This window comes from Paraburkholderia sp. 32 (assembly GCF_050435345.1).
In the GTDB taxonomy this organism is placed as follows: Bacteria; Pseudomonadota; Gammaproteobacteria; order Burkholderiales; family Burkholderiaceae; genus Paraburkholderia; species Paraburkholderia tuberum.
This window is the reverse complement of record NZ_JBNDKD010000002.1, coordinates 938,463-964,023: the sequence shown is the minus strand read 5'-3', so window position 1 is coordinate 964,023 and position 25,561 is coordinate 938,463. Positions and strand designations below refer to the sequence as shown.

Genomic DNA, 25,561 nt, shown 5'->3' with positions numbered 1-25,561 from the left:
CGCCCCCAGTTTGCCGAGAGCCGCTTGCGCGCCGGTCTGTATCAGATCTCGATAACCCCAGTCGCGTTACTTACCCAGCGACCGGTTTGCCTTTTCGGCTGCCGCATTCAATGCCGCGGCGGGTTGAGCCTGTCCCAGGTAGACGGACTGCATGGCATCCGACACGACTTTCGCGGTGTCTTCCCACCCAGTGACAGTCGGTGCGAACCGTGCGTTCGGCAACAATGCGATGAACGCCTTGGTGTCTGGGCCATTGAGCGCCGGATCGCTTGCTTCGGCCTTCGTCGTGGGCAGGAAGCCTTCCGTCTTCGAGAATTCGACGCGCGGGCTCTTTGTGAAGAGGAAGTCGAGAAACTTCCAGGCGCTCTTCTTGACCCTGGAGTTCTTGAACATCATGATTGAATCTGTTACCGCATAAGTGGCCTGCGTCGTTCCCATCGGAATGGGATCAATGCCGTACTTGAGATTCGGCGCCTCCTTCGCGATCTGTTTCGACAGGAAAGGCAAGGAGATAACCATCGCCACGCGGCCCTGCTTGAACAGGTTCTGAACGCCTTCACGGTTATAGCCGGTGACTCCCGGTTCGGTCAGACCGTCGTCTATCATCGTTTTGTACAGCGTTGCGGCTTTCACACCAGCCTGCGAATTGAAAGCAGCCTTGCCGTCCTTGCCGATCACGTCTCCGCCGTAACTCCAGAGTCCATAATAGAAATAGACATCTGTCTCGATCTCTTTGCCTTGAAGACCAAAGCCGGCAATATGCATCGCTTTCAGCTTCTTCGACGCATCGATTACGTCGTTCCAGGTCTTCGGGCCATTCGGATAGCCAGCTTTCGCGAGCAGGTGCTTGTTGTAGTACAGCGCGCGTGTTGAAGCAGCGAGCGGCAAGCCATACACCTTGCCTTTGATTTCGCCCGGCGCCAGGATCTGGCCAATGAAGCGGTCCCTGAAGCTGGCGTCCATGTAGCCATCAAGGGGCTCGGCGACGTCGTCGTGAACGAAATCCAGCAACCAACGGGTAGCGACAATCGCGAGGTCCGAGTTCGCGCCGCCCATGATGTCGGTCTGGAGCTTCTGTTGCAGCACGTCCCAGTTTACTTCTTCGATCTTGATTGTCGTACCAGGGGTAGCTTTCTCGAACTCGTGAGCCATCTTGTTGAAGTATGGGCCAGTCGCGTCACTGTAGTGCGAGACGGTAATCCGGACCGTGTCGGCGTGTGCCGTTACTGCAATACCTGCAAACGCAAACCCTACGATGATCGTGCGTAGCGCGAAAGACACAAGGACTTGCTTACGCCGGAGATTCAGCCTGCTCATGGATTCGCTCCCGCTCGCGCGCCCTTTGCCCGACAGGCGGGAGCGCTTCCTCCATAGAATAGGCCGAGCCAGCACGCGGCGTTCGCCATTTTCCCGCGTGGGACAAAACGGCACGGAACACCGGCAGACGTGCAACACATCGCCGCTTTGATCGCGCGGGGTCGGACAATAGCAAGGGGAGCAGAACATGACACGTTCGCCACATACTCTCTTGTGCGAACCTGCGTTGACCGGCTCGGGCGATGGTCAACACACCATTGCAGACGAAATGGAACAGGTTAGGATCAAAGGAGCGCACCGTGTCAAGATTCGCGACGCGAAGGGGCATCCGATGACAGTGACCCTTGAGGTCCGCTACCAGCGAATGACAGTGTTGCCGCCCATCGGCAAGCAGAATCGTTATCCGGCGCTGCAACTCACGGTGGTTCATGCGCATGAGCGTGATGTGCCGCCCGGGCGCTCCAGCATCGAATGGAAGCTGCTGACTAATCTCCCAGTCCAATCACGTGCCGAGGCAATCGAGAAGCTCAACTGGTACGCCATGCGCTGGAAGATTGAAACCTTCCACAAGATTCTGAAGTCCGGGTGCAAGGCCGAAGACTCGAAGCTGCACACCGCAAAACGACTTGCGAACCTGATCTCAGTGTTTTGTATCCTGAGTTGGCGCATATTCTGGCTCACCATGATCAGTCGATGCGCACCACAGGCCCCTCTCGACACGGCGTCCACACCTGCAGAAATTGAATTGCTTGAACGTGTAGTTTCCGGCTTACCGCTTACTGCCCAGGCACCGCCCCTCGTTCGTAACTTGATCAAGGTCGCCCGACTTGGAGGCTATCTGGCTCGCGCCAGCGACCCGCCTCCAGGTAATGCCGTTATGTGGCGCGGCATGCAGCGCCTTACCGACATTCAACTGGGATATGAACTCGCACTGAACCGAAGTGGGTAACTGCAAGCGCGGCGAGCCGCTTACGCTGGCTCTGGAGAATCGAATTGGCCCGCGAAGCGCGAACGGAGCGGGATATCGGAGACGGCCTTACCCGGCTTCACATGAATTCCCCGAAGAAAGCGAGGGAGAGGTGGGACGCGCTGCCCAGTACCCGTCGTGACTCGAAATGCCTTCGAACATCATGCGGCGCGCGAGTTGTACGCCTACACTGAGTATTCATCGGCCCGGTTGAGTGCGAAGCTGGGGCCGATTGCGGCGAGCGGTGCGCCCGATTTTCGTCTGACGTTTGCGAATCGCATCGCGTCGCGCCGGCGCCAAACCGGTGTGGCAAGCTCGCGTGTGCCGGCTGGCATCGAATGCAGGCGACGAATATGGACATCGCGCAATGGCTGCAGCGTCTCGGACTCGAGCAGTACGCGCTCGCATTCGCGGCGAACGATATCGACGCAAGAAGTGACGCATATGCATATCATCCTGATCGCACCGACAGGTTTGTTCCGCGAGGGCGTTGCACGCCTGGTCAGCGACTTCGAAGAGTGTATCGAGGTGAGATGTGCGGACTATCGGATCACCGCTTTCGAAGACTGGACCCGCGCAGACCTGCTGATACTGGATGGCGACCAACAAAGCGAAGCACTCGATGTGCTGAGCGCATTGCGGCGCGTCTTCCCGCATTTGCCAGCGCTCGCATTGCTGAGCGAGATCGATCAGCAGACTATCGACTCCTTCATGGCTGCCGGTGTGGCGCGCTGCCTGAACAAGTCGCAATCCGCGCAAGCGTTGCGCGACGCGCTACAGGTGGTACTGGCTGGCGCGGCATACCTGCCGGCAACGTTCTCTGCAATAGCGCACACACAAGCTTTGCGTGGCGCAACCACGGATTCGCGCGTGGTTCCCGACCCTGCGATGAACAACCGCATGCTGACGCCACGCCAGACCGAAGTACTGGCCCTCGCGGCGCGCGGCGAGTCGAACAAGTCGATCGCGAGGCAACTCAATATCGCGGAAGGGACAGTAAAAGTGCATCTCTATACGGTGTATAAAGCGCTCAAGGTCGAGAGTCGCAGGCAGGCCAGCATCGCGGCCGCGCGGCTCGATCAGGTCGGCGATGCACAGCTTCACCAGGCGCTCGATGCGCAGCTCACCATCAAGCGGCTCCTCTCCGATTTGCCTCCCCGTCGCTTCAAACGCGGAGACGTGCTGTTTCGCAAGGATGCGCCAAGCGACGCGCTCTACTATGTGTTGCGCGGGACGGTCAGCCTTCAGGAGATCGGCGTCGATGTGGGCGCTGGCACGATCCTCGGAGAGATCGGACTTTTCTCGCCTGACCATCGACGCACCTGGACGGCCTGTTGCAAGAGCGAATGCGAGTTGCTGACGGTTTCCGCGGCCGATGCAATGCGGATGTACTATCAGGATCCCGAGTTTGCGACTTACCTGATCCATCTGGTCACGCGCAGACTGGAGGCCGACAAACTACGCTCGAAGCAGGACAATGCGCGACGCTCCCTTGATTGATTTTCACGCGAGATTCGCCGTTCCGGGTTGGTCTTGAACTTCACCTCGCGAACTCTTCATAAATCGTACGCAGTGGCCTCCCGGATTCAGATCAGATACGCCGGCGTGACAGACGCGTTTCATGCGTGGGCGGCGCGGCAACGGTGCCACCTGCCGCTGCATTCCGAGCTTGGACGCCAGGCTCGCGAAGAGCACCAATGCCACGTTGAACCACAATGCGGCAGCAGCCGCGAAGCGGACTGCGTCCGGCTGGCCCGTGATCAGGAAGCGCATCGAGATGAGGCCATCGGTGGTTTTTAGCGCGGTGAAGATTGCGGCCGAAATGGCTATACCAAGCGCGGTGCGGAGCGCCGACGCCATTTTGTAGACATCTGATGCCTCGCCTGCCTGGGCGTCCGGTACACCGAACAACGCGTCGTCCGTAGAAGGCGTCGCATAGAAGCCCAGACCAATGCCAACTAGCGTGAATCCGACAAAGGCAGCGATCGTGTAATCTGTCGCGGACAAATACGTGAAGGTCGTGATGAGGACACCGCTGCCAGTCACCGCGCAGCCTGTCAGCATCGGGCGGTGCCGTGCGCCCCAGCGCTGCTGCAACTTCTCGCCGACACGGATCGTCGACAGGATCGCGACGAGGTAGCCGGCCGTCATCAAGCCCGACTGATGCGACGACAGATGATCGACCTCCTGAAAAAGCTGCGAGACGATCAGCAGCGAACCCGCGACCCCATTCGGAAGAAAGTTCGATAGCGTTGCGTCAAGATAGGTCGCATTCCTGAATAGCCGGTCAATGAGCGGATGGCTGCAACGCTGCTCCGTCCAGATGAACATGCTCAGCGAGGCGGCGAACGTGCCCACGAGCGATAGCACCAAGAGTTGAACCAGCCGAGAATCGAGCCTTGTTCCACGATCACGTTGAAAGCAACCATTGCGATCGTGAGTGCGGTGAAGCCCGTTCAGTCAAAAGTCCGGGCGACGCCTTGGCGATCGGCCCGGCTTTCAGGCGTTCCGCGACTCAGTAACCAGCTCGCCAGCGCGACTGCGATCGACATCCAGAAGCTCGATCGCCATCCCAACGGCGCATCGACGAGGCCGCCGAGCAGTGCGCACAGACCGCCCCCGCCCGACGATCCGAGCGACCAGAAGCTGAGCGCCCGTCGTTGCGCGGCGCCGTTGTAATACGCTTCGATCAGCGCGAGCGTCGCCGGCATGATGCACGCTGCGGGGACGCCTTGAATGACGCGTCCGCTGATGACGAAGGTCGCCGTGTCTCGAGGCGAGGCGGCGATCAGCAGCGAACCGGCGATGCTCATTGCAAGCCCGGCATAAGTGATTTTCACGCGGCCGACCCTGTTCGCCAGCCCGCCTGCGACGACGATGAAAACGCTAGAAAAGAGGGCGGTGATGCTGACGGCGATGTCACTGAGGCCATCGTCAATTTGCAGATCCGCCCGCATGGACGGCAGCACGTTCAAGGTCGTCTGGGCGAACAGCCAGAACGTGACAACGGCGAGCACGATGCCGGCAATCAGCTTCTCCCCGCCGTTGTACTCGGAGAGAATCGACGGTTCGTCGAAAGACGCCATTTTGGTTCTCCCTCCTTTCTCCGGAGCCGCAGGTTGCCCGCTCCAGGCAGGCTCACTTGCCACTACCTTTGAAGAGTTCCTGCAACCGCGCTGCCTCGCCGTTCTGCTGCGAGCGCACGAGGTCTTGATAGACTTCGGCTCGGGTCTTTCCGTCACCCACGCTATGTCCGCCGGACATCGAGCTTCCTGAAGGGTCGGGACCTTCCGAATTCACCGCGTCAGGCTGTGCTGCGGTCGTTGGATTTGCGCTGGTGTTTTGCGCGCTGGCGTGCCAGGCGCACGCGCACAATAGCCCACCGGCGACGAGTAACACTGTTTTCATGAGAGTCTCCTTTAAAAAAGAATGTGGACGCAACGCGGCGTCACGACGTGCAGAGACAAGCGCCGGCGCTGCCCCTTGCGGGGGCTACCGGCCGCACTTGCTTGCAAGCTGGAAAAACATCGGAAACTGCGCAGCGAGTTCGTGTGTGCGGCAGGTCGGAGCCAGTATGATTTCCGAGCCTCGCTGCCGCTATATCACTTTGGTAATAGGCGGCAATGGAGAAACGGACGCGGTGGTGCGCGAGTGTGTCGCAACTGCTCTCATCAAAGCCAGTCGGACACTGCTGCCGCCCTACGCGAGCCTTGGCAACTCGACCCGGCAGCTGCTTTGCGGTACGAAATACGCTGTCGGGCGGTCCGGAGTTTCTACCATCGGCTGTGATGTCGGCGATGCATCCATAGTCACCCGACGCACGCCCCTAGGCGCCCGCTGAAGGACCGGCGATTGCCGGCGTGAAAGGCTCTCCCGCGATCACCGTTCTGCCGTTGCGATTACTGTCGTGCTCGAAGCCCACGCGATCGGATCGCGTTCTCGCGATTTGTGGTCACGTATGCGACGCCTACGGCTGGGTTGATCGGGAACTCGTCCCACTGTCGGTCACCGGTGATGATGCACGCGCAAACCCGGCGATACCGCGGGCAGTTGCACCCCGGAAGCAGTCATTGATGTTGCGCCAATCCGAACCGCAGTTGTGGATGTGCGCCGTGAAAAGGCGGCGCTTTCCAGCGGGTGAGAGCCCCGCCCGGCGATTGCTCCAGCCGGAAGCAACCTATAAGGAGCAGCTATGGAGGTAACGAAGTGGCTGAAGCCTCTGGTGAAGCGTCTCACGAATTGGTGACAGCGCGAGTGTGCGGGCCGTAACGCGAGTAAACGCCGAGCAATCCTCGAGAATGCCGATGCGCAGGCCGACCCGAACACCCTATCGGGGAAGGCTTCTATGAGCAGCAAGTTGTCAAGGCGTTTCGCGCGAAACTGACTGCAAATCACACATCGATGCACATCGGGCGTGCTCCATAAAGAAGTGCCGTAGCGGGGTCAAGGGCAGGTGAAGCCTGAGCGCAGCGACCCTTGACGCTGCGAAGGCACAATAGCCTGACCCGGGCTGGCGAGCGCAGGTGATTGCGTTCGCCAGCCTGCAGGGCGAATTTCGGCCCCTCCATTGCTGCGATCAATTCGATATTCCGTCTGGTCCGAAGCCAAATCGCCGCGCGCGTGGGACCTGACGTCCCACCGACTTCTATCCGCTGGCACTGGGGCCAGCCTCATCCGATGCGCGTTGTGCCGACCTCGTGAGCGGGAACATGCCCCATCTGACAAATCGGTTGCGTGAGCAACCCGCCTTCCCCACGGGCATGTTCGCTTCAGACCATATGCACCTCCCATGACTCCTCGTCCAGCGGATTTCCATGACCCGACGCGAAGGCCGAAGCGGAGCTCAGGTGGACTTCAACTGGGCTCCCGCAGGGATGACGCCGTCCCTCAGGTAGCGCCACAGGGCAATCGCGAGGCGCCGTGCCACCGCCACGATTGCGATGCGCCGCGCGCGGCGGTTCGGTCCCGTGCCCTGCGTGCGCTGGTTGAACCACTGTGTCAGTGCACTGCCGGGCTGGTGGCGCAGCCAGCACCACGCCATCTCGACCAGCAGGGCACGCACGCGCCGGTTGCCCTGCCGGCTGATGCCCTGGTCGGTCTGGCTCTCGCCGCTGTCCCAGGGCTGCGGCACCAGCCCGACGCACGCGCCCACCTGGCGCGGGTTGCTGAACTCCCGCCAGAACAGTTCGAGCGTGAGGCGCGACGCGCCCACTTCGCCAATGCCCTTCAGGCGTGCCAGGGCATCGCTGCGCTGGCGCACGGGCGCCGGCACGCTCGCCTGTCGCGTCTTCTCCAGCGCGGCGAGTTGCTGCTGCGCCAGCGCCAGCCGTTCGCATTCGCGCAGTAGGCGCTCACGCAGTTCGGGCGGCAGCGGCGTGCCGTCATGACAGCGCACCTCGTCACGGGCGAGCCGGCCCGCGAAGGCCCTGTGGTCGACCTCATCCCAGCAGCCGAGTGTGGCCAGCAGTTTGCGCATCCGGTCGAAGTGCTGGTTCACTTCCTTGTGCAGTTGGCCGCGATCACGCATCAGCTGGCGCGATGCTTCATCCTGGGCGGAGGGCACGTGCACCACATGCATGCGGTCGCGTTCGCCGCGCAGCCACGCACGCAGGTTGATCACCAGCTTGATGGCATCGAGCCGGTCGGTCTTCGCGCGCCGCCTGTGGCGCTCGACCGGAATGCTGGCGGGATCGACGACGTAACATTCAATGCCGCGCGTTTGCAGCGCGCGACAGATCCAGAACGCGTCCTGGCCGGCCTCGTAGCTCACGACGATGCGCACGCCGGCCGGCAGCGACCACTTCAGCTTCTGTTGTTCGATGACGTCAAGCACGGCCTGCAGGCGGTCAGCGGCCAGCGGCTGCGCGACCGTGTGGACGGCGGGCTTCTCGCGCCGGCCATCGTGCAGCGCGACCTTCCACTTGCCGGCGGCCAGCTCGAGCGAGACCGCGAGCACGAGCTCCTCATTACTACCGGTCGTGAACGTCTGATCGGTGCGCATGATGCCTCTCCTCGTAGCAAGGTTCGATCAACTGATTTTATGACTCGGTTCGGTTTACCCGCAGGTGTCCCGATACATAGGATCTGATGCGGCTGGGTGAATGAGCAGGCAGGACGCCCGGTCGCTGCGCCGGGGTAGTGGCGACAGCATGTGTACACAAGGAAAGCGTACGCAACACGGGAAGCCCCCTGGCGTGGTCAGGGGTGTGCGCGTCCAGCTAAGGCTGGCATGTTCAGCAGGTTCACTTTCGGACGAGAGAAGGTGTACCGACGCATTGCCCGCCCTCAATTAATCGTTGCAAAGGGTCACAGCTTACGGGCGACCATTCCGGCACTGCGATCTCAAAAAACAATCAAGGGATTTTACTTCGACAGATGCAGCTTCTTCGATAGCACGATACCCCGCTGCGGGCTCACCAGCCAGATGGCGTGAATGTTCGTGTACAGCGTCGAGGTTCTTGTTGTGATGTCTGTGGGCTCGACGTCGCTGGGATCGCTATGTTCGCGTCGATCGGTCAGGTAAGGCGGCGCCATGATACACATCAGCACAATCGCGAAGTCTCCATTCGCTTCGTCGAACGCCGCCTGCGAGAGTGTCACGCGTCCGTGAACCCTGGATTTGCTCCGTTTGCCGGACTTGAGTTCAATCAGATCGATGTGTTGGATGTACCCCTTGGCCTTCGCCTCAGGCGCCACCACAAGCCCTCGACCGCGTGGTCCGGTTATGGTCTTCTTGAGCAGGATCATGAGCTTGCCCGTAAAAAATGGATCCCTTGCTGAGTGTGTAAAACTCACGCGAGGAGGAAGGAAAGATGGGTAATCCGAGAGCACGGTACACGCAGGAATTCATGATAGAAGCCGTGCGCATGGTCCGCAGCGGCCAGAGCATGGCGGCGGTGGCAAAGATACTAGCCATTAGCCCGAAGACGCTGCACAACTGGGTTAAGGCCGATGCCGCTGGCAAGCTGAACGGCGCAGGCAAGCAGGTTTCTCCCGAACAGATGGAGATTGCCCGGCTGCGCGCGGAGTTGGCACGCGTGAAGATGGAGCGCGACATATTGGAAAAAGCCACGGCGTACTTCGCAAAGGTGTCGGATTGAAGTACGCCTGGATTGAACTTCACAGCCGACAATGGCCGGTTTCCCTGACCTGCCAGGTGCTGGGTGTCAGCCCCAGCGGTTACCACGCCCGCAAGGCCCGGGACGTCGATACGGAGCGTCCGCGCCGACGCATCAGCAACGACGCCCTGCTGGTCCACATCAAGGCCGTGCACGCTGAATCCAAAGGCGAGTACGGCTGGCCGCGGGTGTGGAAGAAGCTGCTTGCCCAGGGCATTCGCGTCAGCAAGGATCGTGTCCAGCGGCTCATGAAGCTGCATGGCATCAAGGCGAAGACCAAACGCCGCTTCAAGGCCACCACCGACAGCAACCACAACCTGCCGGTCGCGCCGAACCTGCTGCAACGCGATTTCTCGCCTGCTCGCCCCGATCAGGCCTGGAGTACGGACATCAGTGTGCCGCAGCAAGCGGCGTAAGAGATGAGGGTATGGCCCCTCGCAATCGGCTTGCAGGAGCGGGTTGCAAACCACCATAAGCGGCGTTGGTCAAAAGCCAGGGTCGTGAGCGTTATGGAAAAGGTGCCACAAGGCATCAGGTATGGATCAGGAAGGCGAACAACCGTGAACTGCCGTTCAAGTGTCGAAAGTACTCAGATGACATCAAAACTGGGGAGTGATGTTGCCCCACGATTAGTCTGGCCGTTACCTGCTTACGGGCCAGGCGGTGTCCGGCATAGAGGCAGCGTGAGTCTGATCCAGGCTCTTACGTTGAACTGCGGGAACCTTCGGTGGCGATATAAAGCGAAAGGCACAAGCTCGAAAGGCGAGGCCGATAGTAGCGATGCGCCACCAAGGGGCGGAGCAGCTCGTAGTAGTGTTGAAGCCGCTGTAATGGCGGTGGAGCGAAGGGGCTGCGTTATCCAGGCATTGGGTTGTGTCAACCGCGTAGGCGGGAGGAGCACAGCACAATGACCAGGTCGTATGACATTCCTAAGGCGCTTGTCTGGGAAGCATATCAAAGTGTTAAAGCAAACGGAGGATCGGCAGGCATAGATCGCGAGACTCTGGAGAATTTCGAGAGCCGCCTAAGCGACAACCTGTACAGGCTCTGGAACCGGTTGTGTTCTGGAAGCTACTTCCCGCCGCCAGTCAAGGGCGTGCCCATCCCGAAGAAGTCCGGCGGGGTGCGTATGCTAGGTGTACCGACGGTCGCGGACAGGGTGGCGCAGACGGTGGTCAAGCGTCTGCTTGAGCCAGTCATCGACCCGGTGTTTCATGTCAATTCCTATGGTTATCGTCCGGGGCGCTCCGCGCACGATGCGATCGCCATGGTGAGGCGGCGAAGTTGGGAATATGACTGGGTGGTCGAATTCGATATCAAGGGACTCTTGGATCTCTCATAGCAATGCCCCTTGGTTCATGAAGTGCGTTCGAAGAAGTCCGGCTGATCGTTGACGACCTTGATACGTAAGCCTTTGGCTCGTCCACGACGGACCAGTACGGCGTCGAGTTCGCCGCGCTTTACACGCTGCAACACCGTTTGACGGGAAACGCCAAGTCGTCGCGTTGCGACTTGCATGGCGACGTATCCATCAGGAGTACTATCAACAAAGAGGCCACGCAACGCTTCCGTGATGCGGATGCGCCAAGGTGCGCCGGTCGTGGGATGCTCGCCAGCGATGAAGCCGGCGTTGACCCAGCGGTGGAGTGTCGACGGTGCGGTGCACAGTACCCGGGCGGCCTGGCGAATGCTGAGCAGTTCTCCTTCAGGCCGTTCAGCCGGTGGTTCGAAGCAGGGAATCTTCCAGTGACGGCGCAGGTTGCCAACAAGGTTCTGGTTGAAACGAAGGCCCTGTGCGCTCAGACGGCCTTGCGCGTTGAGGATGCCTGCGATGGTCGCATCGGGATAGTGCTGCGCGAGTCGACGTACCAATGCCAGGGTATCTTCGTCGGTGCGAATGGTGGCAGGACGCGAGCGAGGTAGTGCAACATCGCATTCGGTGAGCTTGCCGCCGCGCCAGCGCAGCTTCAGATGAGCCTGATATTGTTCGCGATTGACGGTAATCGAAACCTCCTCGAGTAGCGTGCGCAGCAACTGCTTCCTGTCGCGCACGGCGAGGCTCGGCGCCTCCCATAAGCGCTGGAGATCCTGGCCGAGCGAGAGCAGGTTGTGTCGTTCCTGAGCACTCAATGTTCGCGGACGAAGTTGTTCACGACGGGCAAGCTCCTGCTGTGCCTGCTCGAGTTCGTACAACTGCTTCTCCCATTGCGCTTCGAGCCCGCGTGCGACGAGGCGGTTCTCGGGATCCACGGCACGGTATCGCCGCTCGGCACGCTGTGCTTCATACTGCGCCCGTTCAACGCTCAGGCGCCACTGCGCGAGCGCGGCATCATGATCAGCTTCGAGACGTTCAGCCGCGCGTACGGCAGCCTCAAGGCCTGCGGGTTCAACCGCATGGAGAAAGGCCTGAGTAACTGCCGCGTCGATTTGCAGGCCGCCGACGTTAAGGCAGTAGACGCCGCGACTATTCTCGATCCCTTTGTTCGAGCAGTGGTAACCAGGCGTCTGGTTGGTTCCACGATAGTGAGTTCCAAGTTTGCGGCTGCAGTGGCCACATGTTGCCAGACCTTGCAGCAAGGCGGTACCTTCTCTCACGGCGCCGCCGGCTTCGTGGGGGCGGGGCTTGGTATTGGTAGCCAGACGCATTTGATTGGTCTCGTAGGTTGCCCAATCGATGTAACCTTCATGATGATCGCGGATGAGCACGGACCACTGCGACTGAGGCAGGCGTCGTATCCGTGTCTTGAGCACACCGTGCTCGTCGACATAGCGTTCTTTGCGGCTCTTGCCGTAACAGTAGGCACCAGCATAAACCGGATTGGTGAGCACGTTGTAGATCGCGATGTAGGTCGGTGCGACCCAGCGGATCGCTTCAGGGGTGCTGTAGTTGAGCTGCAGCGGGAACGATAGGTTCTCTGCGCGAAACCATAGCCAGACACGGCGAGCTGTGCCGAACTCGCTAAAGCGGGCGAACACCGCACGCAGCACGCTGATAACGGCTTCGTCCGGATGCAGTCGCACCTCGCCTTCAGCCTCGCCCCAAACCATTCCAGTAGGCAGACCTCGTCGCAGTTCGCCTCGTGCAGCCTTGTTCCGGATGCCACCGTCGAGACGCGCACGCAGGGTATGCAGTTCGGCCTCGCTCATCGTGCCCTTCAGGCCGAGAAGCAGACGATCGTTGAAAAGCGCCGGGTTGTACACGCCGTCGGCGTCGCCGATAAGCGTATCGGTCATGGTGCAAAGGTCGAGCAACCGGTACCAGTCAGAATTGTTGCGCGCCAGACGTGACACTTCGAGCCCGAGAATGATGCCGGCGTGCCCGAGTGCGACTTCGGCAGTCATGCGTGCGAAGCCGCCGCGGCTTGCCGTAGTGGCCCCCGAAAGCCCCAGGTCATCGTCAACTACGCAGACGTGCTGCTCGGGCCAGCCGAGGGCGGTGGCTCGCTGGGCGAGCGCGTACTGGCGTTGCGTCGATTCACGGTTGTTCTCAACCTGGTTGGCGCTGGACTGGCGAATGTAGACGAACGCGGTGCGCTGCAAATGACTGGGACTAATCTTGCTGCTGGCCTCACTCATCATCGTTCTCCCGCTGGCCCTGACGGCTTTGCGTCACGACCCTCGCGATTGCGCGAGCGAGTGCGTCGATCACCGCGTCGCGCGCCGTTTGGTCCAGTTGTTCCCATAGGCTGCCGTCGTCCGACGGCAGGTCCGCTAGGGGCAGGTTCAGTTGCATCGTCGCTCTCCTGTTCCGTCTGGCGCAGTAAAGCGTCAATGATCGCGCGAGCGCGGAGAAGATCGGCGAGTGAACCGATGGCGTCGGCTCGCGAAGCGGCGGCGATGGTGACGCCGTTGGCTGTGGACGCTGGGAAGTCGGTCCAGTCGATGGGAATAAGCCCGCGGGACTCGTCGGGCAGGATCAGCAGAAAGTGTAATCGGCCGGCGCGTTGCCGTCGGCTGATGACCTGTAGGCGCTGGCCTTCGAACGGATGGCCAGCTCGTGTGATGACGACTGATTCAGGAACGTCGTGGGATGGGGTAGTCTGTCGTGGCTTCCTTTGATAACATCGATCACGAGCTGCTTATGCGGGCGCTCAGAAAGCACTGTCAGACGCCATGGGTGTTGCTGTACGTCGAGCGTTGGCTGAAAGCGCCAATGCAAATGGCAGACGGCACGCTTATGGAGAGAACGCGCGGCACGCCGCAAGGCGGCGTCGTGAGTCCTTTGCTGGCCAACTTGTTTTTGCACTACGCCTTTGACCACTGGGTGAGCCGTCATCTTAAGAGCGTGCGTTTCTGTCGCTACGCGGATGACGGTGTTATTCATTGCCGAAGTCTGGCACAAGCCCAGTTTGCGTTGGCAAGAGTTGGTGAGCGCTTCAAGCAGTGTGGGCTCGAACTGCATCCGGAGAAAACGCGGATTGTGTACTGTAAAGACATCAATCGGCAGGGAGACTTCCCGTGTGTGCAATTCACGTTTCTTGGCTATACCTTCCGACCGCGAAAAGCAGTCGACAAGTACGGACGCGTGTATGTGAACTTCGCCCCCGCAGTGAGCCGTGACGCTCTCAAGGCGATGCGGCAGGCCATACGGGGGTGGCACCTTCAGCTGAAATGTGACAAGAGCGTGGCTGATCTATCAGCTATGTTCAATCCGATCCTGCGAGGTTGGCATCAGTATTATGGCCGGTTCTACGAATCGGAGATGTCTACTGTGTGGAAGCACGTGAATGCGTACCTGACTCGTTGGATGATGCGCAAGTACAAACATCTCGCCCGGCACAAACGCCGGGCCGGATACGCTCTCGGGCGGCTTGCGCGGAAGTTTCCAAATGCATTTGTGCACTGGAAGCGGGGATGCTTACCAACGGCTGGATGATGGGAGCCGGATGAATCGAGAGGTTCACGTCCGGTTCTGCGAGGGGCCGTGGGTGCAACTCCCACGGTCTACTCACCCGTACCTCTGGACTGACGAGGGCTGGCTGTACCTTACGGTCATCCTCGACCTGTTCAGCCGTCAGGTGGTGGGTTGGTCGATGCAGCCACACATGCGCACGGAGCTGGTGTCTGACGCGCTGCGTATGGCGTGGTTTCGCCGCCGGCCGGAAGCGGGCCTGATCGTCCATAGCGACAGGGGTAGCCAGTATTGCAGTCATGACTTCCAGGACCTGCTTAAGGGCTACGGCATGCGCAGCTCGATGAGCCGTCGAGGAAATTGTTGGGACAACGCGCCGACCGAAAGCCTGTGGGGATCGCTCAAGCGAGCACGCATCCTTGGCCAGCGCTTTGCAACGCGTCGCGAAGCGATGGACGAGGTAATCGACTGGTTGAGCTTCTACAATCATTCGCGCTTGCACTCGACGTTGGGCTACGTCAGCCCGATGCAATTCGAGCAGGACTGGCACGCCGCCCAGAACCAACGGGTGGCATAATCTCCGCTCAGTTAAGGGATCCGAAATTCGCGGGCAACGTCAGGCATCGAAGCTCTGCTCCGCCAAGGCGTCTCTGATGGCAACCGGGTCGTCGCCCACGAAAGGCCGAGTCGACAGGACATCTGCAGAGGCAGATATTTCAGGCTCGGTCGCATGGGTAACCGTGGCTGAGTCTGCCGACGTCCCAGCGTGCGTCAGCAGCGACATGCAAAACAGGGCGCAAGCGGCGTTCGAACGGACCAACATGGTTCTAAGATCAGCCACGAAAAACCCCTCCAGGATCAAGGTAGTCTATCGCAAAGCCTTGCACGGTCAACTCGGCCGCGCGACAGCGGCCGTAGGCACCGGCTTGATCCGTTCTTCGTCAGCTCAGCAATCCCAACGGCGGCAAAGGCCGAGAACTTCCCGGCCAAGACGGCTGCTCGAATGGCTGTTCCGCCTTTGGAAGCTGCCGCAGCGATCGCGTCGGGTCGAAGGGCAGATGTGGGTCGTCTACGGTCTCCGAACGGTGTTAAGGCGGAACGCCGGAACGGATGTGAAAATCCCTTGCGGGTGCCACGGCGCGTCCGATACTGAAAGTGCTTTGCGGGTGCCCGCTACCGAAGTTAGTGGCAAAGTCATCGGCAAGGTGAACGGACTACGCAATGGAGGCTGACTATGAACCAGTCAAGTTCCGCTCAAAGGCGGGAGAAAATATCCTACGAGGTGTCAGGCGAAAATTCGAAATACACGCTGCTTCACCTGCTGGACGTTGAAGACATACCGGGGCATTCGCTCGCACTCTATGAACTGCATCGCACCTTTCCCAAGGGCGCGTTGATGTTTGCTGGCGTAAGCGTCACGGAGCAATGGATGCGCGGCACCGTTGACACCGTCGATGGCAACGGCACCGTCATCGGCTATGGGTTTTACAACCTGGAAGACGGCGACAAGATTTTCGGCAAGTTTGACGGGATCTCACAGTCTGCAACCGGCCAGTCCGCCGATGTCCGCACCGTCATAGGAAGCACGGTGCTCACTGGCGGCACGGGGAAGCTGCGTGGCATTTGCGGCATCCTTCACTTTGTGACCAACACGGACGTCTCACAGAACCTAAATGAGAGTAAATGCGAGGGCGAGTACTGGATGCAAAAAGGCTAGTCCGGGCCTCACGGTGCCTTGCACGCGGCCCAGCGTAAAGCTCACTGATCAGAAGCCTCCGCTGAAGCTCAAGGAAATCTGGGCGATCTGCGAAAAGCTGAAGGCGGATACGACCTCGCGATGTTCAGTTCAATCTCCGGGGTGGTCACTACCTGAAATACGCCGTTACCACTTTATAACGTGCAACATGGAACCCTGACATAAGCTGAATGGAAAGTGTGAGGCGCATGTCGCCGCGCGAATAACGAGGGAGCATGTCATGAACCCGCTCGATGCAACGTTGCGCGCCGGCAGCGCCGTTGCAGTTCTTGCGTTGTCCGGCGGGCTGTCAGGCTGTTACTACGTACCGTACGGCTACTATCCAGGCTACGGGTATTACCCCTATCCTGCTACCTATTCCACTGCCTATCCGAACGGCTATCCCGCCGTGCCGACGGCGGCCACGCAGCATGGGGTGCCCGTCGCGCCCGGGGACCCGTCGCAGCAGCCTCCGGCGCCAGAGGAATTCAACATGCCCGACGGCACGTCGCCCGACGGGCCGCCATCGACGTACGATTTCGCCCCCGCGCCCGCCTATGGCGCGCCGGCGTACTATCCAATCGCCTATCCACCGGCCTACCCCTACGCGTATCCATACCCGTACTACGGGTACTGGCCGGGCTACTACTGGTGGCCGTCGGTGTCGTTCGCCTTCTGGGGCGGGTGTTGCGGCGGTTACGGCCACTACCACTATGGCCATCACACCTACTGGGCCGCCCACGGCTACTCGGGCCATGGGTACTATGGACACGGCTACTACAGCCACGCTTACTCTGGAAATGGACAGGGTGCGTGGAGCGGCAGTCACGCCAGCTGGGGAGGTGGTAGCTACGGCAGCAGCGCTTCGGGCGCCGGTCACGCGAACTGGGGCGGCGGTGGCGGCTGGGGCGGCGGTGGCGGTGGCGGTGGCGGCTGGGGCGGCGGCCGTTACTGGGGCGGCGGCGGCCACGGCCGATCGCATTGAACCGGGCGTGCGGCGCACCGCGCGACGGGTATCGCGCGCGCGAATGGCCGGAGCTGGGACGACGAACGCAATCCTTCCCCCCCATCGAGTCGGAATTCGCGAGGGCTCAGCACCCTGACCACGAAGACTGGCCTTACCGACCTAGTCATGCTCGTAGCACGGGTTGTTCGGCCCCTGCTTTTCAAGTACTGTTAATCTTCGAGGAGACACCGCCATGCCTAACGACATCCTTCTCGTCAGCGAACGCGGCTACATCGTCTACGCCGACCCTGCTACCGAACAGTTCAATGATTACCTGCTGGCCGAAGACGACAACTATCTCGCGTTCCTTCGCACCCACGCCAACATTTCTAAATCCAACCCGAGGCCGGATAAGCTGCGCAAGGAACATTCGAGTATCGGGTCGTCAAGTGCCTTTCGCGCTCTTGGAACAACGTTTCATCGGTACATCGCGCGCACCGAATCCTTCAGATACTTCAGGTCCGAGCGTTCGTGGCCCACGCACCAGGAGAGATAGTCCACCGGCACGGTGAACATCTTGTCCTGCGAGAGCGGCGGCTCCTCTTTTCACGGCTGAAAACGGCCAGTACTTCCCGGCGCCGCCTCGAAGCGTCAATAGCCTTTCGTATAGAGCGTCAGATGGTTACTCACCGACGTTACACCCGGCACGCCCTTCGCCACTTCCGCGGCCTGCTGGATCTGAGGACCGTCCGACACGCTGCCGGATAATGTCACGACACCGCCGCGCGCCTTGACGAATACGTTCGACACGTTGAAGTTGGGCGCTTTCGACAACGCCTTGCGTACATCCCGAGCCAGCTTCTTGTCCGCTGGCGTCGCCTTGCCTGAACTTGCAGCCGGACTCGAGCCCATCGGCATAGCGTTGCTGGCTTGCGCGTAGACGTTCGACGTCAACGTCACGCATCCTACGACGACGAGCAGATTCACGACGTTCCATGCTTTCATGATTGCCTCTCTCGTTCGGCCTGGCAGATGGTGAGTCAAAGATAGCCAACATTCCGCTTCTAACAAAGCTGCTTGCACGATTAAGGGAAAGCCCGTATCCAGACGCGCGCTCGCTGGCAGGCCGATCATCGGGCGAGTTCGCGAATGAGCAGCCGCAGTATCGCTGGCGAGGCTTCACCGCAAGATCCGAACGCGTGACGCATTGGAAGCCACCTCACCACGTGCACGATCAGCGTGCTGAAAGGTTACGCCTCAACGCGCTGCACGGAGGCGCCCGACTCCAGTACACATGGCAAGGAACGCTGAACGCCTCAACTGGCGCGTGTTTGCGCTCCAGCTAGCGCCCGTACGGTTATGACGCTCGTAGTCTTTGTATCGGACGTTGAAGCTGAGTACTTCGAGGCAGGCCGTCAAGGCTCTCCTTTTGACCGTCGCGCGCGCCTTGTGTGGCGCATAGACATCCGCGTGAACGGCCGCTGTACTTGGCGGATTCAACCGGTCGATGCAATAGTTTGCTGGAACCGTTCGGCAGGCGTTTCGTAGCCCAGTGTCTTTCTCGGACGCTCGTTCAATCGTCTTGCCACGGCATTGAGTTTAGCCTGCGAATACGCTGACAGGTCGGTGCCTTTCGGGAAGTACTGCCTTAACAGCCCGTTTGTATTTTCGTTCGATCCACGTTGCCATGGATGCTGGGGGTCGCAGAAGTAGACCTGGATATCAGTGGCGACGGTGAAGCGTTTGTGCCCGGCCATCTCTGTTCCCCGATCCCATGTCAGCGATCTATAGAGTTCCTGGGGCAACTTGCTGGCATGTTTGATGAGTGCATTGATGACCGTTTCGCTATCCTTGCAGGGGATCCTGACCAGCATGACATAGCGTGTCTGACGCTCGACAAGCGTTGCTATCTGGCTGCTTCCGCTGCCGCACAGCAGATCACCTTCCCAATGCCCGGGTACCGCGCGGTCTTTAACACTCGCGGGGCGTTCGCTGATTGATACGGTGTCCCGAATCCTGCCGTGATCGTCCGTCTTCTGTGTGTGGTGGCGCGACCGGCGCATGGCACGGGTACGCCGTAAATGCACCAGCAACTCCTTCTTCAGGGCACCACGGGCCTGGATGAAGAGACTGCGATAGATCGTCTCGTGAGACACGTGGTGGTCCTCGTCATCTGGATACGCCCGCCTGAGCCATCCGGCAATCTGCTGCGGTGACCACTGTAACTGGAGCTTGCCTGCAACCATCTGCGCCAGCATCCGGTGCTCAACCAGTTTACAGGCTTTGGGACGCTGTGCCCGATCCCATGCAAGCTGATCGGCGTAGGTCGCCCGATAACCGTCTGGTCCGCTGTTACGTTTGATCTCACGACAGATGGTGGAAGGCGCTCGCGAAAGTCGTTTTGCAATTGACTGGATCGAATCGTCAGCCACAAGCCCTCGCGAGATCTCTTCGCGCTCCTCCAGCGTCAACGCCAATCCCGAGCGGTGCCTTTGTGGCGGCTGGATCCCGCCTGTCTCAGCCAGAATCCCCTGAACCGACGAGTGGTTACGATCAAAGAGCTGGGCGATCTTCTGCAGAGATTCGCCGTTGCGCCAACGTTCCCACATCAGCGCTTTCTGCGTCTCACTGTAATAAATCCGGCGTCTCTGCTTCATTTGCAACACTCCTGCTGCTTGCGCAGTCTTCAGTGTGTTGCATCGACCGGTTGAATCCGCCTTTGGAAGTTGCTGTTGCGGTCTTTCCACGTCGAAGGGCAGAAGTGGCTCGCGTGCCGTTGGTCGACGTCGGACAAAGATCGGCCATGAAGCGACATTCGCACGCCACCTACGCTCGGACGTTCAGACGTCGGCTCCGCCCAGCAAACGGCCATTCGAATTCCAAAGGTGAACCGTTGCTTCATCGACCAATGCGGACAGTGAAAAGGTCGACAGCCTGTCCGCGGTAGCCCAATCGCACAGACTCACCAGCCGTGGCGGGGTGCAAAAGCGGCATATTGGCTGGCAGGCCTGCTTCGGCGAAAGTGAAGAATATTTCCTCCGACGTCGTCGATGCGGCTATTGTGAATTTGTAGGGCGGAGGACACTGGTATGCGCATACAACATCACCTGAATGGTCTGCTGATGGTATTTGCTCTGCTGGTGGCCGGATGTCACGGCGGTGGGAGCAACATTGGCACCTCTGCTCCGCCTGCCGGGCTAACCGAACGCGGTTCTTCGGTGGTGCACGCGGAGGGTACCGCAATCATCCCCGATACGCTGAGCAACAGCGGCGGAGCGATAACGCAATGCAGCGTGTCGCCTGCGCTGCCTGCCGGTCTCACCATGAATCCGCAGACCGGCACGATCACCGGCACGCCCGCAGCCGTAACCAATGACACGGTTTACACCGTCACCTGCAATAATGCGGCGGGGAGTGCCTCCACCCGGTTGGACATCGAGGTCAAGGCCACCGCCATCGCACCGGGAAACCTTAGTTACGGGGACAGTTCGGTTGTCTATGTGACCAATCTGCAGATCACGCCCAACACGCCCATCACCGAGGGCGGCGAGATCACGCAATACAGCGTGTCGCCTGCGCTTCCCGCGGGACTTTCCCTCGATCCGCAGACAGGCGTCATTACCGGCACGCCAACGACAGTGACGGCACCAGCTGTCTACACGGTCACCGGCAGCAATAGCGTGGACAGTGTCCAGACCCAGCTCAACATCGAGGTGCAGGCGACGATCGTCGCGCCGACGAGCCTGACCTATTCGGACCCGGCTCCGGTGTATACCGTCAGTGAGCCGATCGTGGATAACACGCGGCAGTCCACCGGTGGTGAAATCTCCCAGTTTTCGATCTCACCACCGCTCCCGGTCGGCCTGAGCATCAATGCGCAGAGCGGGACCATCAGCGGCACACCGTCGGAGGCCCAAGGCCAAACGCTCTTCACGGTCACAGGCCGCAATAGCGCAGGCAGCGTCACGGCAGAGATAGCCATCACGGTGGAGCCTGCCGTGATCGGGGAGTGGCTGCCGGCAGACGCTTTGAACCAGGCGCGTTTTCGGCATACGGCCACGCTGCTGCGCGACGGGAAGGTGCTCGTGGCGGGCGGATACCGGGGAGGCGTCTTGTCCGTCGCAGAACTGTATGATCCGCTCAGCAACACCTGGTCTACGACCGGCAGCCTGGGGGAGGCGCGTCAACTACACACGGCCACGGTGCTGCCCGATGGCAAGGTGCTGGTGGCAGGAGGAACCGGCCCCACAACATTGCGTTCCTCCGCCGAGCTGTTCGACCCCACGACCGGTATCTGGTCACAGACCGGCAGCATGGCCCATGCACGGGACTCGCATACCGCCACAATGCTACCCGACGGCCGCGTGCTGGTGGCCGGCGGCGAGGACGACTCAGGCAACGAGGAATCATCTGCCGAGTTGTACGATCCCGCCAGCGGTACCTGGGCGCCGACCGGCAGCCTGAATCAGGCGCGCCAGTCCCACACTGCAACCCTGCTTGCCGATGGGCGAGTCCTGGTGTCTGGCGGGCTCGGCACCGCTGGGCGTTTATCGTCGTGCGAGTTATACGATCCGTCGACGGGAACCTGGGCCCAGACCGGCAGCATGAGTCAGGCTCGCACCCTTTTCGCCGCGACTCTGCTTGCCAGCGGCAAGGTACTTGTTTCCGGAGGCTATAACGGAGTCGACGCGATGTCAGGGGCCGAACTCTACGACCCGGGTGCTGGTACCTGGATGCAAACCGGCAACCTGATTCAGCCGCGTTTCGCTCACACCGCGACACCCCTGCCAGATGGCAACATCCTCGTCGCGGCCGGTGAGACAGACGCAGCTATTCTGTCGTCGGCGGAACTCTACGATCCGGCGACAGGGACCTGGTCGCAAACCGGCAGCCTGATCCAGGCGCGCGGCCGACATACCGCCACCCTGCTGCAGGACGGAAAAGTGCTCGCGGCAGGTGGAGAGGGCCGAGGCGCCGCCGGCTCGGCCGAGCTTTTTCACTAGATGAGGGGAGCACAAACTGAGGGTATCAACCGACTCGGCACGATGTACAGACCCAAAATAGTGGGCCTGGAATGGCCGCTTCACGAGGTCAGAAGTCCCAATTCGCGCGCCGGCAGCCCGGTCGGGGTGCTCGCTACAACATAGCGCTGTTCTACTGTTCAGAACGCACTTGGCTGATCAATGCTCGGCCTGTCATGCCAGGCAGTTCGGCGGCTACGCCGTTGCAGGGCGGCGTTAAGTGCTCTGCAGCCAGAGACCGCGTTGGCCGACAAGCGGCAGGCTACCCGGCGTGAGCGAATGACGGTTGGACTTTGAGAACGGCCGTTCCCCGCGCAGAGCCTCGAATGACGGCAAGGGGTCGACTTGCGACGATCATCCGCTGCGGGCCGGCAAGCGGTTCTCAATTCAGCTATCGGTCCGGGTTCGGCCAATTTCTGCCGCTCGCCCGACACATCGTGCGGTCACTCGAACGGCTGTTCCACTTCGGAACCGGCCGGATGTTCAATGCGAGCATCTCGGCCATTACCGTCATTCAGATGTCGACGTTGGTCAGGCGTCCTAGGGTTGCTTTCTCGATGTTCGCACAGGGGGCAGCGCGAAACTTTGTTCCCACTGCATGTGTATGCGAAGCTTCGACCCTCTGCCGCCATTCGAACCTGCGCGACCTCAACGGCAGTTTTCTGATACCCAGCGGCCATCGGGGACGACATACTGGCCAGCAAGTGCGGAGCAGCACCAGCCGGGCTGCGCTGATCCAACCTCCGTCGTGCGCCAGCGTCCGCGTTGCTTCGACGCGGGCGGCAGTCATCGGACTATGCGTGGCTACCTCGGATCCATCGCGCCTCGAACTCCCTGACCTCCGGCATACACTTGTGCTTTGTGTCTTCAAGGTCGTTTTTTCTAGCATTTAGTCGAGTTAATGCACCACTCGCCGAAGACGAATTTCCAGGAAGGCCACTCCTTGCGTCTCGGCGAGCAGCAATCCACCTCCTGCATCGTTCGAATACACCTGCTACGGATTTGACATCCCTGTCGATTCGGAGAGAATAGCAGGGTCTCTCGCTGCCGACCGCTGCAATGAGAACTTGAGGCGTCCGTGAGTCGATGGCGAATCTTCTTCACAACCCCACGTCGCCACGCGAGCGGGAGAGCGTCCATGCAAAAAACGAGTGAGGCAAGTCTCCCGTACCTGCTCGCCGACCAGCGGGCCCGCCAGCAGGAGGTTTCGAAGTCCATCCTGCGGGTGCATGGAAGTTACGTCCAGTACCTTCGCTCGCTGGAGCTCATCGATATCGTCCGGGCAAACGATCCTCTGCTGGCACGTTTTTTCGATCTGTACGAACGCATCTTCACGTTGGAGGAGGAGCGCGAACCGATCGAAGGATTTCAGACCGTGCTCGATTTCAATGAGGACGCCCTCGTTCAAAAGGAGTTCGGACCACTCAGCGAACGCATCACTATCGCTGTCGAACCCGACTCTCGTTCAGTTGTAGGCGCGACCAACTATGTGTTCTACGGCTATCCTGGTCCCGCTGACGATCGAGAAAACTTCGGCGCGTCCTGCCAGCTCAACTTCATTTGCGTCGACGAGGGCCATCGCGGCCTCGGAATCGCCGGTGGACTTTTGGAAGATCTGGAGAAAAAACTCACGAGGTTCGCTGGCTCTCTGAATCGACCGGGGCGGGTTAAAGCATTTACTACTTGTGAACAGAATAACCCACTTCGCATGACCGCCGAGCAGCTCGCAGAAGATATGCGATCGGCACTGATTGATCCGGAGGAACGCCTAGGCTGGTGGTATAGGCGCGGCTTTCGCAAACTGCAATTCGAGTATACGCAACCCCCTCTCAGTCCCGAGGTCCCACCCTGTGAGTACCTGGACTATTACATCCGCTTTGTATTACAGGACCGCGAGCCCGATCCGGCATCGTTACCATCCAGACTGCTTCTGGAACACCTGCGGCGCTTCTTTTTCGTCAGCGTCGGAAAATTCGCGATCGACATGAGCGACAATTCCGAGTGGAAGAGCCTGCAAGCTGCGATATCCCAAACCGCTGATGTCCCGATTTCCGATTGAATAGCGCTCCGTGAGTTCGACCGCACGCGTGATCGATGTCTTCGCCCGAAGTCATTGGTATCTGCGGCGTCGGCGTTCCCTCAACGGTCAACGGGAGGCCGTCCGGTATTTTCAACAACATTGCAAGCTGCGCCACCATCGCGCGGCTAAGGTCGCCCCAAAGAGGACTTGGGAGTGTCATTAGCAGGGGAGACTGCGTTCTTCGGGAAAATCCATCACTCACCATTGCTGCGCCCCGAACCGTTCATCGACGCTGAACTCGCTGAGCTGCTCGGCGGATACGGCACCAGATTTCAAATCAATTTCTCGTGAACACTTAAATATGCAAGATCGACAGGGCCAACTCGAAAACCTTATGAAAGCTAGGGAAACGCTGATTAATGGAGCTCGGCGGTCATCGCTCACGTAGCCGAGGACGTTATAGAAGGCAGCTCACAGAACGGACTCACGAGGATGAAGAGGCAGATCGGCTTCGCGGAAGCGGAAATTGCAGGCAAGAAGCGCGTGACGAGGCGCCAACGCTTCCTGGCGGAGATGGGGCAGATTGTGCCGTGGCAGCGTTTGCTGTCTGCAATCGAACCGCATTACCCGAAGGGCACGCGAGGCCGTCCGCCGATTGGCTTGGAGCGAATGCTGCGGATCTATTTCCTGCAACAGTGGTACGGGCTGTCGGACGAAGGGCTGGAAGACGCGCTGTATGACAGCATTGCGCTGCGCGCCTTCGCCGGCATCGATCTGGCAGTCGAGAACGTTCCGGATGCGACCACGCTGCTGAAATTCCGGCGCCTGTTGATCGAGCACGAACTGACACGGAAGCTGTTCGACGAGATCGGTATCTCGCTGTGTGAGCGTGGACTGATGATGAAGGAAGGCACGCTGGTTGATGCGACGATCATCGAAGCGCCACCGTCGACCAAGAACGCCGGGAAGAGCCGTGACCCGGAGATGCATCAAACGAAGAAGGGCAACGAATGGCACTTTGGGATGAAAGCCCACGTTGGCGTGGATGCCGATTCGGGTCTGATCCACAGTGTGGTTGGCACGGCGGCGAACGTGTCGGATGTGTCGCAGGCGCATGCTCTGCTGCACGGGCATGAAGAAGAGGCGTTCGCCGACGCGGGCTACATTGGCGTAGACAAGCGCGAGAAAATTACGGGCAAGACGGTGAAGTGGCACGTCGCGGCCAAGCGCGGAAAGATCAAAGCGATGCAGGAAGGGCCGCTGAAGGACCTGGTGGTCGCGGTCGAACGAACCAAGGCGCAGATCCGTTCGCGCGTTGAGCATCCGTTCCATATCGTCAAGAACCTGTTTCACCATCGCAAAACCCGATACAAGGGCTTGGCCAAGAACACGGCGCAACTGTTCAGCTTGTTCGCTCTGGCGAATCTGGTGACTGCGCGAAATCTGTTGCGATCGGTTCATGGGAGCAATCCGTCATGCGTATGAAAAATGAGAGAAGAGGGGCTCGTTTGCGAGCCAAATTCACCGAAATGAGCGTCGATTCGATTCGTTATCCAGAAAATTTGACGCGTCTTGATCTGCAAGC

19 protein-coding genes and 4 pseudogenes are annotated in these 25,561 nt (G+C 60.0%); 12 read left to right on the top strand and 11 right to left on the bottom strand.

What is annotated here, in order from left to right; all coding sequences use genetic code 11:
- Positions 1 to 66: 66 nt before the first annotated feature.
- Complete coding sequence (locus tag OKW26_RS19750; RefSeq protein ID WP_429354852.1) at positions 67 to 1,317, bottom strand: ABC transporter substrate-binding protein; 1,251 nt, start codon at positions 1,315 to 1,317, stop codon at positions 67 to 69.
- 187 nt (positions 1,318 to 1,504) lie between these two features.
- On the opposite strand from OKW26_RS19750, the gene OKW26_RS19745 reads away from it, so the two are divergent.
- Positions 1,505 to 2,266: an IS4 family transposase gene (locus tag OKW26_RS19745; protein ID WP_429354851.1), complete on the top strand. Its 762-nt coding sequence runs from the start codon at positions 1,505 to 1,507 to the stop codon at positions 2,264 to 2,266.
- Positions 2,267 to 2,728: 462 nt separating this feature from the next.
- Positions 2,729 to 3,784, top strand: coding sequence for a LuxR C-terminal-related transcriptional regulator (locus tag OKW26_RS19740; protein WP_429354850.1), 1,056 nt, complete (start codon positions 2,729 to 2,731; stop codon positions 3,782 to 3,784).
- Positions 3,785 to 3,787: 3 nt separating this feature from the next.
- Here OKW26_RS19740 and OKW26_RS19735 read toward each other — a convergent pair whose 3' ends face one another.
- The 5 genes and pseudogenes from OKW26_RS19735 to OKW26_RS19715 form a co-directional block, all read right to left on the bottom strand.
- On the bottom strand, positions 3,788 to 4,642 hold the full coding sequence (locus tag OKW26_RS19735; RefSeq protein ID WP_429354849.1) for an MFS transporter: 855 nt from the start codon (positions 4,640 to 4,642) through the stop codon (positions 3,788 to 3,790).
- Positions 4,643 to 4,740: 98 nt separating this feature from the next.
- Complete coding sequence (locus OKW26_RS19730) at positions 4,741 to 5,370, bottom strand: MFS transporter (protein WP_429354848.1); 630 nt, start codon at positions 5,368 to 5,370, stop codon at positions 4,741 to 4,743.
- A 52-nt stretch (positions 5,371 to 5,422) separates the two neighbouring features.
- The gene (locus OKW26_RS19725) at positions 5,423 to 5,692 is read right to left on the bottom strand and encodes a hypothetical protein (protein ID WP_429354847.1); all 270 of its coding nucleotides are present in this window, start codon (positions 5,690 to 5,692) and stop codon (positions 5,423 to 5,425) included.
- Between the two features lie 1,435 nt (positions 5,693 to 7,127).
- Positions 7,128 to 8,285, bottom strand: coding sequence for an IS110 family transposase (locus OKW26_RS19720; RefSeq protein WP_429354846.1), 1,158 nt, complete (start codon positions 8,283 to 8,285; stop codon positions 7,128 to 7,130).
- A gap of 362 nt (positions 8,286 to 8,647) precedes the next feature.
- Positions 8,648 to 9,028 (bottom strand): annotated as a pseudogene (locus OKW26_RS19715) (hypothetical protein); the annotation flags it as partial.
- A 68-nt stretch (positions 9,029 to 9,096) separates the two neighbouring features.
- Between OKW26_RS19715 and OKW26_RS19710 the strand changes: the two are divergent.
- Both OKW26_RS19710 and OKW26_RS19705 read left to right on the top strand, forming a co-directional pair.
- A pseudogene (locus OKW26_RS19710) lies at positions 9,097 to 9,797 on the top strand (IS3 family transposase); the annotation flags it as partial.
- A 512-nt stretch (positions 9,798 to 10,309) separates the two neighbouring features.
- Positions 10,310 to 10,744 (top strand): reverse transcriptase domain-containing protein, encoded by a 435-nt coding sequence (locus OKW26_RS19705; RefSeq protein ID WP_429354845.1) that lies wholly within the window; start codon positions 10,310 to 10,312, stop codon positions 10,742 to 10,744.
- 14 nt (positions 10,745 to 10,758) lie between these two features.
- Here OKW26_RS19705 and OKW26_RS19700 read toward each other — a convergent pair whose 3' ends face one another.
- The 3 genes and pseudogenes from OKW26_RS19700 to OKW26_RS19690 form a co-directional block, all read right to left on the bottom strand.
- Complete coding sequence (locus OKW26_RS19700; RefSeq protein ID WP_429354536.1) at positions 10,759 to 12,978, bottom strand: recombinase family protein; 2,220 nt, start codon at positions 12,976 to 12,978, stop codon at positions 10,759 to 10,761.
- A complete protein-coding gene (locus OKW26_RS19695; RefSeq protein WP_244144848.1) occupies positions 12,971 to 13,135 on the bottom strand; it encodes a hypothetical protein in 165 nt (54 codons plus the stop codon). Before OKW26_RS19695 ends, OKW26_RS19700 begins: the two co-directional genes overlap by 8 nt.
- 43 nt (positions 13,136 to 13,178) lie before the next feature.
- A pseudogene (locus OKW26_RS19690) lies at positions 13,179 to 13,406 on the bottom strand (DUF5372 family protein); the annotation flags it as partial.
- A gap of 41 nt (positions 13,407 to 13,447) precedes the next feature.
- On the opposite strand from OKW26_RS19690, the gene OKW26_RS19685 reads away from it, so the two are divergent.
- From OKW26_RS19685 to OKW26_RS19665, 5 genes and pseudogenes are all read left to right on the top strand, one after another.
- Entirely contained in the window at positions 13,448 to 14,278 is an 831-nt protein-coding gene (locus OKW26_RS19685; protein WP_429354844.1) for a reverse transcriptase domain-containing protein, read from the top strand.
- A 79-nt stretch (positions 14,279 to 14,357) separates the two neighbouring features.
- Positions 14,358 to 14,831: pseudogene (locus OKW26_RS19680) on the top strand (IS3 family transposase); the annotation flags it as partial.
- Between the two features lie 657 nt (positions 14,832 to 15,488).
- Entirely contained in the window at positions 15,489 to 15,971 is a 483-nt protein-coding gene (locus tag OKW26_RS19675; protein ID WP_184070388.1) for a hypothetical protein, read from the top strand.
- Between the two features lie 259 nt (positions 15,972 to 16,230).
- Positions 16,231 to 16,974 (top strand): hypothetical protein, encoded by a 744-nt coding sequence (locus tag OKW26_RS19670; RefSeq protein WP_429354843.1) that lies wholly within the window; start codon positions 16,231 to 16,233, stop codon positions 16,972 to 16,974.
- Between the two features lie 214 nt (positions 16,975 to 17,188).
- Complete coding sequence (locus OKW26_RS19665; protein ID WP_429354842.1) at positions 17,189 to 17,491, top strand: hypothetical protein; 303 nt, start codon at positions 17,189 to 17,191, stop codon at positions 17,489 to 17,491.
- A gap of 95 nt (positions 17,492 to 17,586) precedes the next feature.
- On the opposite strand, the gene OKW26_RS19660 is transcribed toward OKW26_RS19665, so the two are convergent.
- Positions 17,587 to 17,940, bottom strand: a complete 354-nt coding sequence (locus tag OKW26_RS19660; RefSeq protein ID WP_184070392.1) for a BON domain-containing protein — start codon at positions 17,938 to 17,940, stop codon at positions 17,587 to 17,589.
- Positions 17,941 to 18,431: 491 nt separating this feature from the next.
- Positions 18,432 to 19,592, bottom strand: a complete 1,161-nt coding sequence (locus OKW26_RS19655; RefSeq protein ID WP_429353579.1) for an IS30 family transposase — start codon at positions 19,590 to 19,592, stop codon at positions 18,432 to 18,434.
- A gap of 432 nt (positions 19,593 to 20,024) precedes the next feature.
- Here OKW26_RS19655 and OKW26_RS19650 point away from each other — a divergent pair, with 432 nt between their 5' ends.
- The 3 genes from OKW26_RS19650 (at position 20,025) to OKW26_RS19640 (ending at position 25,461) form a co-directional block, all read left to right on the top strand.
- Positions 20,025 to 21,938, top strand: a complete 1,914-nt coding sequence (locus OKW26_RS19650) for a kelch repeat-containing protein (RefSeq protein WP_429354841.1) — start codon at positions 20,025 to 20,027, stop codon at positions 21,936 to 21,938.
- Positions 21,939 to 23,094: 1,156 nt separating this feature from the next.
- Positions 23,095 to 24,015, top strand: coding sequence for a hypothetical protein (locus OKW26_RS19645; RefSeq protein WP_429354840.1), 921 nt, complete (start codon positions 23,095 to 23,097; stop codon positions 24,013 to 24,015).
- A 453-nt stretch (positions 24,016 to 24,468) separates the two neighbouring features.
- On the top strand, positions 24,469 to 25,461 hold the full coding sequence (locus tag OKW26_RS19640) for an IS5 family transposase (RefSeq protein ID WP_429354839.1): 993 nt from the start codon (positions 24,469 to 24,471) through the stop codon (positions 25,459 to 25,461).
- Positions 25,462 to 25,561: the final 100 nt, after the last annotated feature.